The organism is Agarivorans sp. OAG1 (assembly GCF_037076485.1).
GTDB classification, from domain to species: domain Bacteria; phylum Pseudomonadota; class Gammaproteobacteria; order Enterobacterales; family Celerinatantimonadaceae; genus Agarivorans; species Agarivorans albus.
The window spans coordinates 765,914-783,245 of sequence record NZ_AP028990.1 but is presented as its reverse complement, the minus strand read 5'-3'; the positions used below and the strand labels follow the sequence as shown (position 1 = coordinate 783,245).

Genomic DNA, 17,332 nt, shown 5'->3' with positions numbered 1-17,332 from the left:
AATTAAAAGTTGAAACTCTCTACAAGAGTGAGCACTTGGCTACTATGATCAAAATCTTGCCATAGTTGCGTGTAAGTTTGATGAAGTGTTGGATGTACCAACTCGCCAGCAATATCTGCCAGCGGCTTTAATACAAAAGCACTTTTACTTATCTCGGCTCTGGGTAATACACAGGGTGAATCTACCACTAAGTGGTTATATAAAAGAATATCGATATCTAAGGTGCGTGACGAGTACTTTTGCGCATCCATTGCCCGCCCGTGTTCAAATTCTATCCGTTTAATCGCTTCAAACACCGCTTGTAAGGATAAAGGGCTAGTAAATTTAGCCACCAAATTGTAGAACTCGGGCCCATCAAAACCCAAGGCTGGGCTTTCATAAACTGGGCTTAAAGTTAACTCGCCAAATTGTGCGCGTAATGCAGCCACACCTTGTTGGATGTATTGCTCACGTTCAATGTTACTGCCAATGCCTACAAAAATATCGGCCATTACGAAGCGTAATCCTTTTGCTCACGTTCAATCTGCACACCCACGTTGCTAGCAAATGGAACGGCTCCGGGTTTATTGATAGTGACCTTAATCCACGGCACAGAAAACTGCTGAATCACTAAGCTCGCCACTTTTTCAGCCACGGTTTCTACTAACTCGTGAGCTTGCCCAGTAACGAGATCACTCACCGCTTGACTCACCGAGGCGTAATCGAGCGCTAGCGATAAATCATCATTTTGGGCGGCAGGTTTGTTATCCCACGCCATTTCTAAATCGATAAGCAACTTTTGCTTAATCTCTTTTTCCCACTCGTAAGCACCGATGGTGGCTAATACGGTGAGATCTTTAATAAATACTTTATCCATAGTTCTGGCTGCTGTGCTGCAAACGTGCTTATTAGCCTTAGCTAAAAAAACAGCGTATGATTTGACCTTTGAGAGAGCGCGATAATACCGCAATTCGGCAATTGGTGGAATGCTTCTAAGCTAATGGGTTTACTCGGTTTATTTTTTATTACGGCAGCTTATTTGCTGGGTTCTATATCCAGTGCCGTACTAATATGTCGAATTTATCGCTTACCCGACCCTCGCCAACATGGCTCAAACAACCCAGGCGCCACCAACGTTTACCGCATCGGTGGCAAAATTCCTGCAGCATTAGTATTAATATGTGACCTATTAAAAGGCATGGTGCCGGTTTGGGTGGGTTACTACGCAGGGCTAGCGCCAGTAGTATTAGGATTTGTGGGTATAGCTGCATGCTTAGGCCACATGTACCCCATCTTCTTTCATTTTGAAGGTGGCAAAGGTGTCGCAACAGCCTTAGGTGGCGTACTGCCAATTGGCTTAGACTTAGCAGCTTTACTGATAGTAACTTGGATTATTACCTTAAAACTGCGCGGCTATTCATCGTTAGCCGCTATTGTGAGTGTGAGTTTAGCGCCTTTATACACTTGGTTAATCAAACCTGAATACACTCTCCCCGTTGCGATGCTAGCCTGCCTTATTATTATTCGCCACCAAGGCAACATTACTCGTCTGCGCAATCACACCGAAAGCAAAGTAGTCAATAAAGACCAATAAAAAAGCGCCTATTTAAGGCGCTTTTTTTAACATCTAAATCACTTTAGCGGGCGGTAATTCATCAAGCGGCCAACGAGGCATCGCTTTTACTGATAAACCTTCGGTTTGCCCTGCTTTAAAACGCTGCATACCTGCGTAAGCAATCATAGCGCCATTGTCGGTACAAAATGCTGGCCGCGGGTAATACACTTTACCCCCACGCGATTCTAGTAACTCACCGAGCTGCTCACGCAATGATTTATTGGCGCTTACACCACCGGCAATCACTAAGCGTTTTAAGCCAGTTTGCTTTAAGGCGCGACGGCACTTAATGATTAAGGTTTCAACCAAGGCTTGTTGAAATGCTAAGGCAATATCTGCTTGGGTTTGTTCATCTTTACCTTCAGCATCGATGGTATTTTTAGCAAAGGTTTTAAGGCCTGAAAAGCTCATATCTAAACCAGGACGATCAGTCATTGGTCTAGGAAAAGTAAAGCGGCCTGGTGTGCCCTTTTCAGCCAAACGGCTTAGAGCTGGGCCACCTGGATAATCTAAACCTAATAACTTGGCGGTTTTATCAAAGGCTTCACCGGCTGCATCATCAATAGATTCACCAAGAATTTGATATTCGCCAATGCCGTCCACTTCTACTAATAGCGTGTGGCCACCGGAAACCAGCAAGGCTAAAAAAGGAAACTCTGGCGGATTGTCTTCTAGCATTGGGGCTAACAAATGCCCTTCCATATGGTGCACTGGCACAGCAGGTTTGTTCCACGCCATCGCAATACTGCGCGCTGTTAGCGAGCCAACCAATAAAGCCCCTACTAAACCTGGGCCTGCGGTGTATGTTACTGCATCAATATCATCTGCCGTGCAGTTGGCATTCGCCATCGCTTCTTTTATAAGAGGAATGGTTTTACGAATGTGGTCGCGCGAGGCCAATTCTGGCACTACTCCACCATAATCGGCATGTAATTTAACCTGGCTGTAAAGAACGTCGGCCAATAAACCTTGTTGGTCATCATAAATGGCCACGCCCGTTTCATCACACGACGTTTCAATACCTAGTACACGCATAATCTTGCTTTTCCTGCTTAGTTACTGGCTTAAAAATTGGTGTTTTTAATGCTTAAGCCCGCTTAAAATCGCAGCTATATTACTTGCTAGCGGCTTATTTCACCAGAGGATTACAAATAGGCTTTACATTGCCCCCTAGTTCGGCTTAAAATTCCGCACCATTTTTAAACACTCAGGCTGATTTTTGTTCGGCCGTTAATAAACCGGAAGGTGATAGGCATATGCCAATCGTTAAAGTACGTGAAAACGAACCATTTGACGTAGCTCTACGTCGTTTCAAGCGCTCTTGCGAGAAAGCAGGTATTCTTTCTGAAGTTCGCCGTCGCGAGTTTTATGAAAAACCAACTACAGCTCGTAAACGTGCTAAAGCGTCTGCTGTTAAACGTCACGCTAAGAAATTGGCTCGTGAAAACGCACGTCGCGTTCGCTTGTACTAAGCGCTGTTAATAACCTATGTCATTAAAAGCAACCTTACAAGATGAGCAAAAAGCAGCAATGCGCGCCAAAGACAAGTTTCGTCTTGGCACACTGCGTATGTTGCTTGCGGCTGTTAAACAGGTAGAAATTGACGAGCGCATTACTTTAGATGATGACCAGATCCTGAGCATCATTGTTAAACAAGTAAAACAGCGTAAAGACGCAGCTGAACAATTTACAGCTGCCGAACGTCAAGACTTAGCTGATAAAGAACTTGCCGAGATTGAAATCTTGGAAGCGTTCCTTCCTCAAGCGCTTAGCGAACAAGAAGTAGCCTCGTTAATCGAAGCTGCTATTGCTCAAACAGGCGCTGCTGGAATGCAAGATATGGGTAAAGTGATGGGCATCCTGAAACCTCAGGTACAAGGCCGTGCAGACATGGGTGCTATTAGCGCCGCTGTCCGCAGTAAACTAGCCTAAGCTCGTCCCTTAGAATACTCGAACAAGCCGTGTTCTCATTGAGTTCACGGCTTGTTTGTTTTTAATTTTCGCTGAAGATGGTAGTGAATGGCTGGAAGAATACCGCAACAGTTTATCGATGATTTATTGGCTCGTACCGATATCGTAAGCCTTATCGACCAACGTGTGCGTTTAAAAAAAGCCGGCAAAAACTACTCAGCGTGCTGTCCTTTTCATAATGAAAAATCCCCCTCTTTTACCGTAAGCCAAGACAAACAGTTTTATCACTGCTTTGGTTGTGGTGCCCACGGCAATGCCATCAGCTTTTTAATGGAATACGACAAACTGGAGTTTGTAGATGCCATTGAAGACTTGGCCAGCCAAATGGGTGTGGAAGTAGAGCGAGAAAACAGCAACAACAGTAAATTTGATAAAGAAAAAAGCCAACAACAACGCCAAGCCAGTAAAGACTTATACGAACTGATTGGCCACGCCAGCCGCTTTTTTCAGCAGCAACTACGTACTAACCCCAACAAACTACAGGTTATCGACTACCTAAAAAGCCGTGGCTTAAGTGGCGAGGTGGTACAACGCTTCTCCATTGGTTATGCGCCCGATGAGTGGGATGCGCTAGGTAAAGCCCTTGGTGGCTCTAAGCAGGCCAGCCAACAACTTGTCGATGCCGGATTATCGATAGAAAACGACAAAGGCCGCCGCTACGATCGTTTTCGCGATAGAGTGATGTTTCCAATTCGTGATAAACGTGGTCGTTATATTGGCTTTGGCGGGCGAGTATTTGGCGACGGCACACCAAAGTATCTAAACTCACCAGAGACCAGCGTATTTCATAAAGGGCGTGAACTCTACGGCCTTTACGAAGTGCGCCAAGCGCATAAGCAAATACCACAAATATTGGTAGTAGAAGGCTATATGGATGTGGTGTCATTAGCCCAGTTTGAGATTGACTACGCAGTTGCCTCACTAGGTACCTCTACCACCCCAGAGCACCTACAAACGCTATTTAGAACCAGCAACCAAATTATCTGTTGCTACGATGGCGACCGTGCAGGCCGCGACGCAGCATGGCGCGCCCTAGAAAATGCCCTACCGCATTTACGCGACAACGTAGAACTTAAGTTTATGTTTTTACCCGACGGGGAAGATCCAGACACTTTGGTTCGCCAAGAAGGTAAAGACGGCTTTGAACAACGCATGCGCGACGCCATGCCGCTATCGCGCTTCTTGTTTGAGCGCTTAAGCCAAGAAATCGACGTCACTACAGATGCGGGAAAAAGCCATTTAGCAGCCCGCGCTTCTGAGCTAATTAAGCCGGTTCAAGCTGAATTTTATCGCGAAATGCTCAAGGGCGAATTGGCCAAATGGTTGCGCTGGGATAGTAACCGCTTAACCAAGTTTTTTGCCGCAAGCGACCCCAAGCCCCAAAATACGCAGGCCAACACACTCAAAATCACCCCAATGCGAAAAGCTATTGCGATGATTTTGCAACGGCCTGATATTGCTAACGAATTGCCGCCTTCAGAGCAGCTTAAGCAAGTTAACATTAAAGGCATGCCACTGTTATTAGCGCTCATTGGCGAAATACACAAAAAACCCGAGATAACCACTGGCCAGCTAATCGAACGCTGGCGCGAACAGCCTGAGCAAAAACATTTGAGTGCACTGGCAGGCTATAATTTAGAAATTGACGAATCAGGCTACCCAGACGAGCTGCAAGATATTATTGCCAGTTTTGTGGAGCAACTGCTGTTGCAGCGTTACGAGCAACTCAATGTTAAGTCACTGCAAGGTACACTTAGCGTAGAAGAGAAATACGAAATGCAGCAATTGGTAGTGGAATTAAAGCCTTAATTGGCTTGTTTAAGGAATAAACAAAAAGTTTTTGGTTAAATGCCCTTGATATAGAAATTTTAACCCATACTTGATATAATTCTTCGTTTGCGCTTGCAGCGCTTACGTTTATGGTTTTGCTAGCTTAATCTACTTCGGATGACATCTATGGAACAAACCCCACAGTCTCAACTCAAACTCCTTCTCGCAAAAGGTAAAGAGCAAGGCTACTTAACTTATGCAGAGGTAAACGACCATTTACCTGCTGATATCGTAGATTCCGATCAAGTTGAAGATATCATTCAAATGATCAACGACATGGGTATTCAGGTACATGAAAATGCACCCGATGCCGATGACTTATTGTTGGCCGAAAATACTACCGACGAAGACGCCGCCGAAGCGGCAGCCCAAGCACTTGCTACGGTAGAATCAGAATTAGGCCGCACCACCGACCCAGTGCGTATGTACATGCGTGAAATGGGTACCGTTGAACTACTTACCCGCGAAGGCGAAATCGACATTGCCAAGCGCATTGAAGAAGGTATTAACGAAGTTCAACGCAGTGTTTCTGAGTATCCAGAAACCATTTCTATCTTGCTTGAAATGTACGACCAGTACCAAGCAGAAGAACTAAAAATTAGCGATATTGTAAACAGCTTCATCGACGAAGACGAAGTAGCCGAAGCCGCACCAACTGCGACGCACATCGGCTCAGAGCTTGAAGAAAAAGATCTTGAAGACGAAGACGAAGATGAAGACGAGGAAGAAGAAGACACTGGTCTTGACCCAGAATTGGTAAAAGAGCGCTTCGACACCTTACGTGAGCAGTACGAAAAAACTCACGCAGCTATCGAAAAGCACGGCCGTATGTCTGCCCGTGCCACTAAAGAGATTTTTGAGCTAAGCGAAATTTTCCATACTTTCCGCCTAGTACCAAAACTGTTCGACAAGCTAGTAGCCAGCATGCGTACCATGATGGAACGTGTGCGTACTCAAGAACGCCTAATTCTTAAGCTGTGTGTAGAGCAAGGCAAAATGCCAAAACAAGCATTTGTAAAAGCCTTCTCTAAAGACGAAACCAGTGAAGAATGGTTTAACGAGCACAAAACCTCTGCTAAAGATTACGCTCCGGCGTTAATGGAAGTAGACGAAGAAGTGCGCCGTTGTATCTTCAAACTAAAAAGTGTTGAAGAAGAAACCGGCCTAACCATTAACAACATCAAAGACATCAACCGTCGCATGAGCATTGGTGAAGCAAAAGCTCGCCGTGCTAAGAAAGAAATGGTTGAAGCTAACCTACGTTTGGTAATTTCTATTGCGAAGAAATACACCAACCGTGGTTTGCAATTTCTAGACCTTATCCAAGAAGGTAACATTGGCCTAATGAAGGCCGTAGATAAATTTGAATACCGTCGTGGTTACAAATTCTCTACTTACGCGACTTGGTGGATCCGTCAGGCTATTACTCGTTCTATTGCGGACCAGGCACGTACTATTCGTATTCCGGTTCACATGATCGAAACCATTAACAAGCTAAACCGTATTAGCCGTCAAATGCTTCAGGAAATGGGTCGCGAACCTACTCCAGAAGAGTTGGCAGAGCGCATGTTAATGCCAGAAGACAAGATCCGTAAGGTACTTAAAATTGCTAAAGAGCCAATCTCCATGGAAACACCAATTGGTGATGATGAAGATTCGCACTTAGGTGACTTTATTGAGGATACCACCCTGTCGATGCCAGTAGATGCAGCAACAGGCGAAAACCTCAAGTTTGCCACTCAAGAAGTACTAGCAGGCCTAACCCCGCGTGAAGCTAAAGTACTGCGCATGCGTTTTGGTATCGGTATGAACACCGACCATACTCTTGAAGAAGTTGGCAAACAGTTTGACGTAACCCGTGAGCGTATTCGTCAGATTGAAGCCAAAGCACTGCGTAAGCTTCGTCACCCTTCTCGTTCTGAGCAGCTACGCAGCTTCTTAGACGAATAGGCGAGCTAAACGGCGAATAAATAAGCGCTTAGTTTCAAACGCATAGACAAGGCTGATATGATTTTTTATAATCCAGCCTCGTTGTTTGAGCTAAGCTCTCAACACCCAATTTGGCCCTTTAGCTCAGTTGGTTAGAGCACACGACTCATAATCGTTAGGTCCACAGTTCAAGTCTGTGAAGGGCCACCATATACAAAGGCGTAGAAGGTTAGTAACCACTACGCCTTTTTTCTGTGCCGGCCCTGTGCCGTACATCACCCGTAAAGACCTATTCTCAATACCAATACCCTAGTGAGATCATAGAGAGATTTTCCTTATTTTTCACTCGAAAAGCTCAAAACAAATACTTTCAACCTCTAGGCTAAAGTGTGATCAAAGTCACACTGTGTGCCAGATGAATTTACCCTTTTCATAAGCAAATCTTAAAAATCTATTGGAGAATTTGTTTTGAAAGAAAAATCATTCGGTACTCAAATATTGGCTAAAGCCGGTTATTCAGCTGGCGAAAAACTAACACCCTCACAGACTGCTGACATCTTATCTTTACAAGTGAGCACATTAGCAACTTGGCGCTGCAACAAACGTTATACGTTGCAGTACATGAAAGTTGGCGGACGCATCTACTACCCTGCAGAAGCGGTCATTGCTTATCTTGATAGCCAAATTAGGTAAGATTAATACCCAGGAGGGCTTATAGAGTTGATACGGCTCTATAAGCTTTATTTGCATTATTCCATTCAAGCCTAGATACACTAACCACCTCAGCAAAAACTAGTTAAGCCTGCGCTTCCACTAAATAAGCCAAAATAGTAAACAAACCAAAATTGTGATCAGTGTCACACCGAAGAACCCAAAACATTACCCCATGAGTTTTGACCTTATAAAAACAACCTAAGGACCACCCATGGAAAATAATACTTTCGGTACAAATGCATTACTCTCGGCAGGCTTTCATTCAGGAGACATTCTCACCCCCGCGCAGGCAGCTAGGGTTTTATCGGTTCGCATAAGCACCTTAGCCAATTGGCGATGTGCAAAACGCTATGACTTGCACTACTTAAAAGTGGGTTCGCGGATCTATTATCCCGCTGATGCATTGATCGCATTTCTGGATAGGCAAACTCGAGGAAAGACGCATAAAATCTATCGAGCTTTTAGCTCGATAGATTTTATTCATTGAAGTATCACCCTGAGCACAATCTATCGATTCAAACTGTTTCTTGGCTTAATTCGAATAATTTTTTTTTGGGGCCTTGAAAAAGATAAATTTCCAGCTGAAAAATAGCCCTGCACAATCCCCCTGCACAATCCCCCCCAGGATTTAACTTGAGCACATTTTTCTCATTACTTGGGACTAATTTGACTGTGTTTTTCTCATGGGTGTGCAGGGGGGATTGTGCAAATCGGTTAGAACAGCGATAAAACTGTCGTCTATTTTTGTATCCAAAATCGATAAGGAATTTGCAGACAAAAAAGCTCGTTCAACAGATTAACGCTATTCAACGATTTACATGTGTTAGAGTTTGATTGTTGCTGTAAAAAGCTTTTTACTTAGAACTAAATCGTTCAATCGATATCAGTTCAATTTTCTAAATAATGAGATTTTAGTTAGTAATTGCGCGACTAAAAACTCAACTATTCGTATACCAGAATCAAAGCCTATTAGCGCAAACTGAATCCGTTATACTTTTTAATCTGATTTGCAAAACAGGCATAACATACTTTTGGACAAAAGCTTGTTACGAACTTTATATTACAAAGTTAGCTCGAATAACCTCGGCTACTGTACCCGCCCCCTCAAAATCGGCCCCAAAGCCATGGCAGATATGATTTATCCACTACACTGATAGCGCTTTAAATTTTTCTAACATATCCTTATCAATCTCTTTGATTAGATTAGGTGACAAGCCCAAATGTTTGGCCTCATGACTAAACGAACGTGTTGTTTCAAATATTTCCTCAGCCATAACCATAATTGCTTTCTTTGAAGATAATCCCGACTGAGCAGCTAACTGGTCTAATGCGCTCTTTGGCGTTCGCCCATTACCACCGAATGCCGTCATATGCTCTTTGTAAGAGTTAGGGCTGTAAACAATGTCGTAGAAAGGCGATAGAGTCCAGCTATCGGTGTCACTGGCAAGGAAGCTGAAGTTCTTGCTGTGATCATCTTGGTTAACAGTTAAATAGTTAAACATGCAGCGCTTAATGAGCTTCTGAGATTCAGTGACACTACACATGATGCGCGTAGCTTTAAGTAAATCCACATAGTCCAAAGAAGGCTCTCGAAACGGTGCATCTAACAACCCACACGCAGAAATCATATGGACTCGACCGTCTTGCTCGGTGCAATCAAATCGTTCCTGTTCTAGCCAAAATCGTCCATTACCCACATCTATCAAATCAAAGTTAGGAACTTCAATGCCGACGTCGCGGGCCATCTGCATGTAGCAATATTCGACTAATGATTCAGAGTGCTTCAAGTCAAACTTTTCAGATGTAAGCTTTACGATAAGCTTTGTTCCTGGTGAGTCATCTAATGTTGAATATTGCCCATTGAATAAACGTGTAACGTTCATTTTGGGCCTAGCACCACCCGAACCACCAGTCTTCATCAAGTGTTCAAGCAAAGCAGATTCGGTACCTTCAAACTCTTCAATCGCAGCTCGTCCAAGGGTAATGATATCAATCGACTGCTTTAACTCATCAAGTAAATCTAATTCTGGCTCATAGCTCAACGCCCCCATACATCTGTCCCCTAGGTAAGCCAAACGCTCTAGGGCGGTGACTTCCTTTGGGTTATGATCGTTCTTTCTAAATACACGATCCATGAGATAAAGGCCCCAACCATCAGGAAGACTATCCCCAAAAACTCCATGAATACCGTAATGCGGCCCTCTAGGCGCAACTTGCAGGCTTGTATCAGCCTTTAAATTGAATGGAGCCAAGGAGGTTGAGTGATTACTTAAATAAGACTCATCAAACTGAAAGAAGCTTTGCGTACTATTTTCAACGAGCTTTCCGACCAGTACCTTTTCACCTGTGCTAAGTGTTCGTTTTACGGTTAGGGCAGATTTAAGCATGTCGAAGCACATCCTCAATTGACTTAAATTCAGGCTCGGACGGTTTGGTCAGCTCTTTCACTTTTTTCAAGTCTCCGACTGCCTCATAAAGCATGAGGAACTGACGTAGTGAGATGTTGCCAGATGACTCAAACTTTCGGATCGTCGCGTAAGGTACGCCTGAGAGATCGGCCATCTTTTGAACACTGAGTTTATCTTTCTTCCGAGCAGACTTGATAAACTCTTTTAGCTCCATCTGCAAATCATAAGCGGTATAAAGAGATAACACACACACCTCAAAATTGTCACAATAATAGCAATTATAGCAAAATACATGACTTATTTGCTATCCTTGTAACAAACTAAAAGCACTAGTAGTCATTAATTCAGTAACACGAAGGATAAAAGCCAACAGATGGGCATTTATAGCTACCATAATGACAATTAAACATTGTTTTGGCATTAATTGCTATCATGGTAGCAAATCAATAAAGGCTGACATCCTTCAGATATACGTACTTTCCACAGCACTAATAGACTCCCTAATGATGCAATAGCAGATATGCTACAAGTCCCAGCCTTTCATGTTTACATTTAGTATCAGTCTTTTGGCTTGTATTTATTTGAAGGCGTAAGCAAGGCGTCGCGCAGAACATCCTGATGACGAGGGATAATCCCAACCTGTAGCCCCACCGGCCTAAACACTTTATTAAGGATCGAAAAAGAGAAATTCCCTTTATCATTTTCTATTTGCGATAGCACCTTACGACTCACCCCAACCATACTAGCGTATTGTTCTTGCTTTAGATTAAGCACCCTAAGGCGCAATTCTTTTAAAGCCTGTCCTTGGGTTAGATGTCCCTCTAACAAACCGGAAGTCACTTGTTTGAGAAAAAGATCACGCCCAGCGGCATCAACTTCAGGTCTACCTTTAGTAGGCTTAACACGTTCTGAAGTAATCTTTGCTTTTTTAATCTGAGTGTTTGCCATTACATACTCCTATCAAAAACTAACTTGGAACAATTCAACTGTTAACTCTTCCCCGGTCATATGTAATAAACCACATTAATGAGTCTATATTGGCCACATTAATCAAAAAAACCCACATTAACGTACCTTATATTACACATAAATTAACTCAGGTTTATTTGCAAATTCGCGCGTCTAAAATGCAAAGCGATACATTGGAGAGTACTCCCTCGAATGAAAGTATCAAAAATCAAAGGAGCTATATAAGGCAGCCTATGCAAGTGGCTAAATTATCCGGTAGAACAACATTTGTTTGCTCTAATCTGTTCCTAAACATTCACCTTAAAAGCCTATCACTTGGGCATGGTCTTAGAAGAGAACACCAGAAAGCTATCATATGACTCATTAGTCAGCCTAAAAGATAGGATTATCATATAAGCCCCTAAATGATAGATCTGGAGTACCTGCGATGAAGTACATTTATGCTAGAACCTCTACAAAGGAACAAAATGTTGACCAACAAGCGGAACACTTACTAACACTTCACGGAGATGCTGAAGTATTTAAAGAGAAGACGAGTGGAAAAACTCTCGATAGGCCAATACTCAATAAACTCACTAACAAAGTCTCGGCCGGAGATATCATCATTGTTTTGTCGGTGAGCCGACTTGGTCGTAATACTGAAGAAATGTTGGCTTTCATCTGATTAATGAAAACTAAGAGTGTATCAGTGCTTGTGGAAGACTTAGGCGGTATTGATGTTACCAGCTCAATGGGCAAGCTAGTACTAACTACGCTTGCTGCAGTGGCTGAAATGCAACGTGAAGATACCCTTGATAAACAACGCATCGGTATTGATCGCGCTAAAGCTGAGGGTAAATACAAAGGCAAACAGCAATCATTAGAAACGATTCAAAAGTGTAAAGAAGCAATTACCTATGTTGAAAAAGGACTAAGTAAAGAAAAAGCAGCTAAGGCTGTGGGGATTGGTGTTGCAACGCTGTATAGGCATATTAAACAAGGAAATAGTACTGGAATGAATAACTCTGATTAAATGTACTTAATTCTCACAATGCCCGCGCGGAGACAAATACACGGCAACCTTAATGAACTAAAGTGGAAACTATCTAGTTTTCAAGTAGAGTTATCAGATCTAGTCAAAACCAATAAACTGAAACGATCAGAAGAGGATTAATCTCCTAGCAAAGCGACAATTCTTTGAATATCGTGCTCACTAATGCTATTCATCATCTCTCTCAAGTCATTGTGTTGAAAATCAATACCAAGTGCACTTTTTGCTATATTGCAAGCTTCTTGCTTACAACCATGATGATCATTCTCAAGTGTCAGTATAATTTTTATCAATACTTCCTTTATATTTTGCTCATACATAATGATCTCCTTACCAAGGTTAACTTTCTCCGCCCATTAAATTTAAAAGTCTTTATACTCTATCTATATACACTTATCCGACTAATTAAGGTAGAGACTAACTCAGTAACTTTCTCCGAACAAGGCTATATTGAAATGCTGCCGCTCCCCCAACAATTATATATTTGAAGGTTCCAATTTAAACCTTCCCCCTGACTTCACTGTAGTCGTCAAACTAGTTGAATCTTGTATGCCTCTACTTTTTACACAATAGTGCGTTGCTTTTAATTTCACATAAATATCGTCCACATCGAGTAGCGCTCTTAATGCAACGTGAATTTGGGCTGTTAACCTCTCTTGTACTTGAGGTCTTTGCGCAAAAAACTGTACGAGACGATTTATCTTAGATAACCCAATCACCTTAACCCCCGGTACATAACCAACTGTTGCCATGCCATCGATGACAACCATGTGATGTTCACAGGTACTAGTGAATGAGATGTCTTTCACCACAATTGGTTCGTCGATATTCATCTTATTTTCAATCGTTGTTATTTTGGGAAAGTTCACATAGTTCAAACCAGAAAAAATTTCATCTACGTACATTTTAGCAATTCGGTTTGGCGTCCCAGCGAGGCTGTCATCATTTAAGTCCAGTGACAAAGTAGTCAGTATATCTCTAGTTGCATTGGCTATAGTAGCTAGCTGGTCACTGCGTTTTATATTTTGCGCATTAATAGGCGTTTCGATACCTTGTTCTTTTAGGGCTCGCATAACAGTGCGGGCTTCGTCAGAAAGTGTGACCATAATACTTACTGACCTAACCTAAGTGATTCTAAGTAATGTTCTTTATTGTTTAGGTACTGCGCCAAGCCAGCACTTCTTAGTTTACAAGACGGGCAGTCTCCACAACCGCTGCCAATTACCCCGTTGTAGCAAGTTAGTGTTTTATTCTTAACAAACTCTAACTTACCGTATTGATCCGCAAGACCCCATGTTTGCGCTTTGTCTAACCACATTAACGGCGTTACTATCTTTTGTTCGCAATCCATACCTAGCTTTACAGCCTCTTGCATAGCTTTAATAAAATCGTTTCTACAATCGGGGTAGCCTGAAAAGTCAGTTTCACACACGCCAGTAATTACCGCGGTTGCACCGATTTGATAAGCATAGATACTCGCTAGCGTAAGAAACAGAATATTGCGGCCGGGCACGAACGAGTTTGGCAAGCCGTTACTTTGTAGTTGATGTGATACTGGAATTTCATCTCTTGTGAGTGAACTAATGGCTAATTCATTGAGTAAAGAGACGTCCATTACTTTGTGAGTCACAATGCCAAGATCTTTGCAAAGCGATTTTGCCACTTCAATCTCGAGCCTGTGACGCTGGCCGTAATCAAAAGTTATAGCATGTACTTCATTGTACTGAGTTAACGCTTGCACTAAACACGTAGTCGAATCCTGACCTCCACTGAAAACCACAACAGCTTTTTCCATGTTGACTCCTTAAGCAATATGTAAATATTTATGAGTTTGAACTGACAAACGCCAATTATTTTTGATACAGGCGTCTATACACAACTTTGTCGCTCTTTGTTTCTGACTAATAGGTTGAAGACCAACAATAAGACCTTCGCTAGTTGCAAAATCATCTAATAATTCAATGAGGTCAACGATATCTTTTTGAGTTCCCACAGGATGCTTAATTTCATTAGCGCGCACAATAGCTTGTGCCTTCAAACCATATCCACCTTTCATCCCCACTTTAGGAGATACTGTTACCCAGGTATTGTCACTCGCTTTAACTTCGAATGTACCACTTGTTTCAATTTGGCACTTAAACCCTTCTCTTTCTAAAGCAGTCGTCAAAGAAGTTAAATCGTACATACAGGGTTCGCCGCCAGTAATCACAACATGCTTGGCCTTGTATCGATTAAGACACTCCTCTATGACCTCATCCGTCAATGTTGTGCTCCATTGCTCACTATCAGTCAATTTCGCTTTCACTGTTTCGAATGATACCTGATGCTCTAAGTTAATATCCCATGTATGCTTTGTGTCACACCACGCGCAACCAACAGGGCAACCTTGCAATCTCAAAAAGATTGATGGAACTCCTGTAAATACACCTTCACCTTGTATCGTTTCGAAAATCTCATTAATCCTTAACAATCGCTCCTCCCCTTTCTAATTTGTCGTATATTGAGACCAAATAACGAGTCACCATCGATATATCTTGACTTAAGTTCTGCAATTGGTTCCATTTTCGTACCACTCTTTCTCCATCTGAATCGGTCATAAACTCCCAATAACCATTGCTCCATGAGCAGTATGGTTTTATACGGAACAATTGTTTAACGCAATACTCAAAAAACACATCCTGATGCTTGATTCTCTTATAGGAATAATGAATCTCATCAAAGAGTTGCCCCAAAGCAATGATTCCAACACCATGAAATAAACGCGACTCTTTAGGTTTTTTCCCCCAATCATCATAAAAGACCTCTCGAACAGCTCTAAAAAATAGACTCAATAACTCGACTGCTTTTTCGCAATGAATGGTATAGCGTGCATCCTCTTTTATCTCACAAACATCATACAATGCTCCCTCTCTAAGACTATTATCAATCATCTTCATTAGAGAATTATCAGCAATTAATCCTTCTGGATTAGTTGTTAATTTAACTAAGCCATTTAGCGAAGAGCTTGGTTCATAGTTCAGTAGTTGAGTTATCAACGATGGTAAACGTTTCCTTGTGAGCTCTTCATTAAATACGCCGCTTGCATGGGGAAGTAATTCGTAAATAAGGCTACGAGATAGCGGTTTGGCGGAGTTAATCAACAAAAATTGCTGTCGTTCAAACTCTGTATCCCTAGAAGCTAAAATACAGACTGAATAGTAAAAGTCTTGTCGCCCTGATTGCTTCAATGCAGCTACTCGTTGTTGTCCATCAACCAGCACCGCACTATTAGACTCATTGGGAATCATTAATTCATATGAACCATTGCTTTTTAGTTTGACCTCCGTTCTTGACCTAAGGCACATAATAATTGAATTAGGAATCACTGAATTATCAGACTCAATGTACGCGGTTATATTATCTACGTGCTGACTTAGTTCTGGTCGCTGATACCCCCCTAGTGAGTTATCCTCTGTTCGGAATATTCTTGAAATGGTACAAATTGACTCTATTTCAGTTATATTCATAGTCGTAACAAATAAGGAAACATCACTGCCTTGCTCTACTTTTAACGCTATCTTCTTGATCATTGAGTATTCCTAAGTAGATTGTTATAAAAGTCATAAAGATTATGAAATCCTCGGCGTTTATTTCTTTCCGCCCCCCTATAGATCATAACTTCAATCCCAAGTGTCTGGCATATAGCACACCTACATAACCTCCAAGGCTTTTCCTTTAATGTTCTTTTGTATTCAGAATAGGACGTTTCTCGGTGGTTCATTAATAGACTTTCATATGTCAATACTCTTTTTAGAGTCGTCTCTATATCAATACTATTCATATCGTAATCACGTAAAGCTTGCATTGCTTGCTTTTCTAGAGCTCTGACCTGTAGTTGATCGAGTCGACCAGATGAAATTGCGCGTTTGACCATCTGGTTGCCACTCGATTGGGGGACACGCAATGCGCTGTATGTTTTAGCGCCCATCCGGTAGTTTTTCTTTCGATTCATAAAGGCTTGCTTAAGTGGTGTTGTGGTATCAATGCTAAACACATTCAATGATTTCAACTTATTTACCAACTCAAGCCTACCGATACCCAATAAATGGATTTTCGTGTCACGCTTTAAGTAGATGTTAATCTGTTCTAACAACATACAGATTTGTGTGGATTCAAGAGTAACTAAACCACCAAGGGTAATGAATTTATAGCCAATTTTTTGCAAACCGATAACGGAACTAACATAACTATTTATGTCCCACCCTTGTGCAACTCCATAAGGTGTAAAGTTTTGCCCTTTGGCATACTTATTAAAAATGTACGCATTTTCTAGGGTCATTTCGACACGCGCTTCCTTATCTTTCGGTAGAGACTTTTTATCCCTACTATTTTCATCGCGATACCCAAATACTACATGGTCAAGGGAAACTCCCTGGCTAACCTCTGCTTTTACATAGAATTCAATCAGATCATCTACCGAGTATGGAGGCTCTGCCTCTTTAAAATAAGAAAATGCTCCGCTATCTCCCATAACTTGGTAACTACTACCCATGCGGAAAAAACTATGTGCACCTTCGCGAAAAAGCCGATACTTTTGGCCCTCGCTATACTTAGCAGTATTAGGCTGGCCAGGTATTCCTTCCACGATAGCTTTTGAAATTAATAATCCATCATAAGGACGTTTAAAAATTTCATGTGCGTACAGGTCATCTCGCTGCCTCACATGACAACTGTTTTTGCTTTCTGAAACAAAATCGAATGTTGGATTTACGAAATCTTGACTATCTGGAAAGAAAAGCTTCATATGAGCACCCCCGAATCTAAAGCATATACGAATTCACCACCATCAGCTAGTCGCGTTAGAGTGGAGAATAGAGCGAGCAGAAGATAGAATTCCGTTTGCTAGTA

Annotated in this window: 18 protein-coding genes, 1 tRNA gene and 1 pseudogene; 8 read left to right on the top strand and 12 right to left on the bottom strand. The window is 42.1% G+C overall.

What is annotated here, in order from left to right:
- Positions 1-2: 2 nt before the first annotated feature.
- Positions 3-491 (bottom strand): 2-amino-4-hydroxy-6-hydroxymethyldihydropteridine diphosphokinase, encoded by a 489-nt coding sequence (gene folK, locus OAG1_RS03690; protein ID WP_016403349.1) that lies wholly within the window; start codon positions 489-491, stop codon positions 3-5.
- On the bottom strand, positions 491-856 hold the full coding sequence (gene folB, locus OAG1_RS03685) for a dihydroneopterin aldolase (protein ID WP_338624051.1): 366 nt from the start codon (positions 854-856) through the stop codon (positions 491-493). The genes folK and folB overlap by 1 nt, the downstream gene beginning before the upstream one ends.
- Positions 857-979: 123 nt before the next feature.
- Between folB and plsY the strand changes: the two genes are divergently transcribed.
- A complete protein-coding gene (plsY, locus tag OAG1_RS03680; protein ID WP_338624049.1) occupies positions 980-1,573 on the top strand; it encodes a glycerol-3-phosphate 1-O-acyltransferase PlsY in 594 nt (197 codons plus the stop codon).
- Positions 1,574-1,606: 33 nt separating this feature from the next.
- On the opposite strand, the gene tsaD is transcribed toward plsY, so the two are convergent.
- Positions 1,607-2,629: a tRNA (adenosine(37)-N6)-threonylcarbamoyltransferase complex transferase subunit TsaD gene (gene tsaD / locus OAG1_RS03675; RefSeq protein WP_338624047.1), complete on the bottom strand. Its 1,023-nt coding sequence runs from the start codon at positions 2,627-2,629 to the stop codon at positions 1,607-1,609.
- Positions 2,630-2,850: 221 nt separating this feature from the next.
- Here tsaD and rpsU point away from each other — a divergent pair, with 221 nt between their 5' ends.
- The 6 genes from rpsU (at position 2,851) to OAG1_RS03645 (ending at position 8,017) form a co-directional block, all read left to right on the top strand.
- The gene (gene rpsU / locus OAG1_RS03670) at positions 2,851-3,066 is read left to right on the top strand and encodes a 30S ribosomal protein S21 (protein WP_016403353.1); all 216 of its coding nucleotides are present in this window, start codon (positions 2,851-2,853) and stop codon (positions 3,064-3,066) included.
- 16 nt (positions 3,067-3,082) lie between these two features.
- Entirely contained in the window at positions 3,083-3,526 is a 444-nt protein-coding gene (locus tag OAG1_RS03665; protein ID WP_016403354.1) for a GatB/YqeY domain-containing protein, read from the top strand.
- A gap of 87 nt (positions 3,527-3,613) precedes the next feature.
- The gene (gene dnaG, locus OAG1_RS03660) at positions 3,614-5,374 is read left to right on the top strand and encodes a DNA primase (RefSeq protein WP_338624042.1); all 1,761 of its coding nucleotides are present in this window, start codon (positions 3,614-3,616) and stop codon (positions 5,372-5,374) included.
- A 147-nt stretch (positions 5,375-5,521) separates the two neighbouring features.
- Complete coding sequence (gene rpoD / locus OAG1_RS03655) at positions 5,522-7,345, top strand: RNA polymerase sigma factor RpoD (RefSeq protein WP_016403356.1); 1,824 nt, start codon at positions 5,522-5,524, stop codon at positions 7,343-7,345.
- A gap of 112 nt (positions 7,346-7,457) precedes the next feature.
- Positions 7,458-7,534, top strand: a tRNA-Ile gene (locus tag OAG1_RS03650).
- Between the two features lie 258 nt (positions 7,535-7,792).
- Positions 7,793-8,017 carry a helix-turn-helix domain-containing protein gene (locus OAG1_RS03645; protein ID WP_338624039.1) on the top strand — a complete coding sequence of 75 codons (225 nt, stop codon included), beginning with the start codon at positions 7,793-7,795 and terminating at the stop codon, positions 8,015-8,017.
- Between the two features lie 1,166 nt (positions 8,018-9,183).
- Here the strand turns inward: OAG1_RS03645 and OAG1_RS03640 are convergent.
- The 3 genes from OAG1_RS03640 to OAG1_RS03630 all read right to left on the bottom strand — a co-directional run bounded on the left by OAG1_RS03640 (position 9,184) and on the right by OAG1_RS03630 (position 11,394).
- Positions 9,184-10,425 carry a type II toxin-antitoxin system HipA family toxin gene (locus OAG1_RS03640; protein ID WP_338624037.1) on the bottom strand — a complete coding sequence of 414 codons (1,242 nt, stop codon included), beginning with the start codon at positions 10,423-10,425 and terminating at the stop codon, positions 9,184-9,186.
- Complete coding sequence (locus OAG1_RS03635) at positions 10,418-10,693, bottom strand: helix-turn-helix transcriptional regulator (protein WP_338624035.1); 276 nt, start codon at positions 10,691-10,693, stop codon at positions 10,418-10,420. Before OAG1_RS03635 ends, OAG1_RS03640 begins: the two co-directional genes overlap by 8 nt.
- A 311-nt stretch (positions 10,694-11,004) precedes the next feature.
- Positions 11,005-11,394: a helix-turn-helix transcriptional regulator gene (locus tag OAG1_RS03630; protein WP_338624033.1), complete on the bottom strand. Its 390-nt coding sequence runs from the start codon at positions 11,392-11,394 to the stop codon at positions 11,005-11,007.
- Between the two features lie 448 nt (positions 11,395-11,842).
- Here OAG1_RS03630 and OAG1_RS03625 point away from each other — a divergent pair.
- Positions 11,843-12,427: pseudogene (locus OAG1_RS03625) on the top strand (recombinase family protein).
- A 137-nt stretch (positions 12,428-12,564) separates the two neighbouring features.
- Here the strand turns inward: OAG1_RS03625 and OAG1_RS03620 are convergent.
- The 6 genes from OAG1_RS03620 to dpdA form a co-directional block, all read right to left on the bottom strand.
- Positions 12,565-12,765, bottom strand: coding sequence for a hypothetical protein (locus OAG1_RS03620; protein WP_338624031.1), 201 nt, complete (start codon positions 12,763-12,765; stop codon positions 12,565-12,567).
- Positions 12,766-12,921: 156 nt separating this feature from the next.
- Positions 12,922-13,551 carry a GTP cyclohydrolase I FolE gene (folE, locus tag OAG1_RS03615; RefSeq protein ID WP_338624029.1) on the bottom strand — a complete coding sequence of 210 codons (630 nt, stop codon included), beginning with the start codon at positions 13,549-13,551 and terminating at the stop codon, positions 12,922-12,924.
- 5 nt (positions 13,552-13,556) lie between these two features.
- The gene (gene queC / locus OAG1_RS03610) at positions 13,557-14,240 is read right to left on the bottom strand and encodes a 7-cyano-7-deazaguanine synthase QueC (protein ID WP_338624027.1); all 684 of its coding nucleotides are present in this window, start codon (positions 14,238-14,240) and stop codon (positions 13,557-13,559) included.
- A 9-nt stretch (positions 14,241-14,249) separates the two neighbouring features.
- On the bottom strand, positions 14,250-14,915 hold the full coding sequence (gene queE / locus OAG1_RS03605) for a 7-carboxy-7-deazaguanine synthase QueE (protein WP_338624025.1): 666 nt from the start codon (positions 14,913-14,915) through the stop codon (positions 14,250-14,252).
- Complete coding sequence (dbpB, locus tag OAG1_RS03600; protein ID WP_338624022.1) at positions 14,902-16,014, bottom strand: DGQHR domain-containing protein DpdB; 1,113 nt, start codon at positions 16,012-16,014, stop codon at positions 14,902-14,904. The genes queE and dbpB overlap by 14 nt, the downstream gene beginning before the upstream one ends.
- Positions 16,011-17,228, bottom strand: a complete 1,218-nt coding sequence (gene dpdA, locus OAG1_RS03595; RefSeq protein ID WP_338624020.1) for a tRNA-guanine transglycosylase DpdA — start codon at positions 17,226-17,228, stop codon at positions 16,011-16,013. Before dpdA ends, dbpB begins: the two co-directional genes overlap by 4 nt.
- Positions 17,229-17,332: the final 104 nt, after the last annotated feature.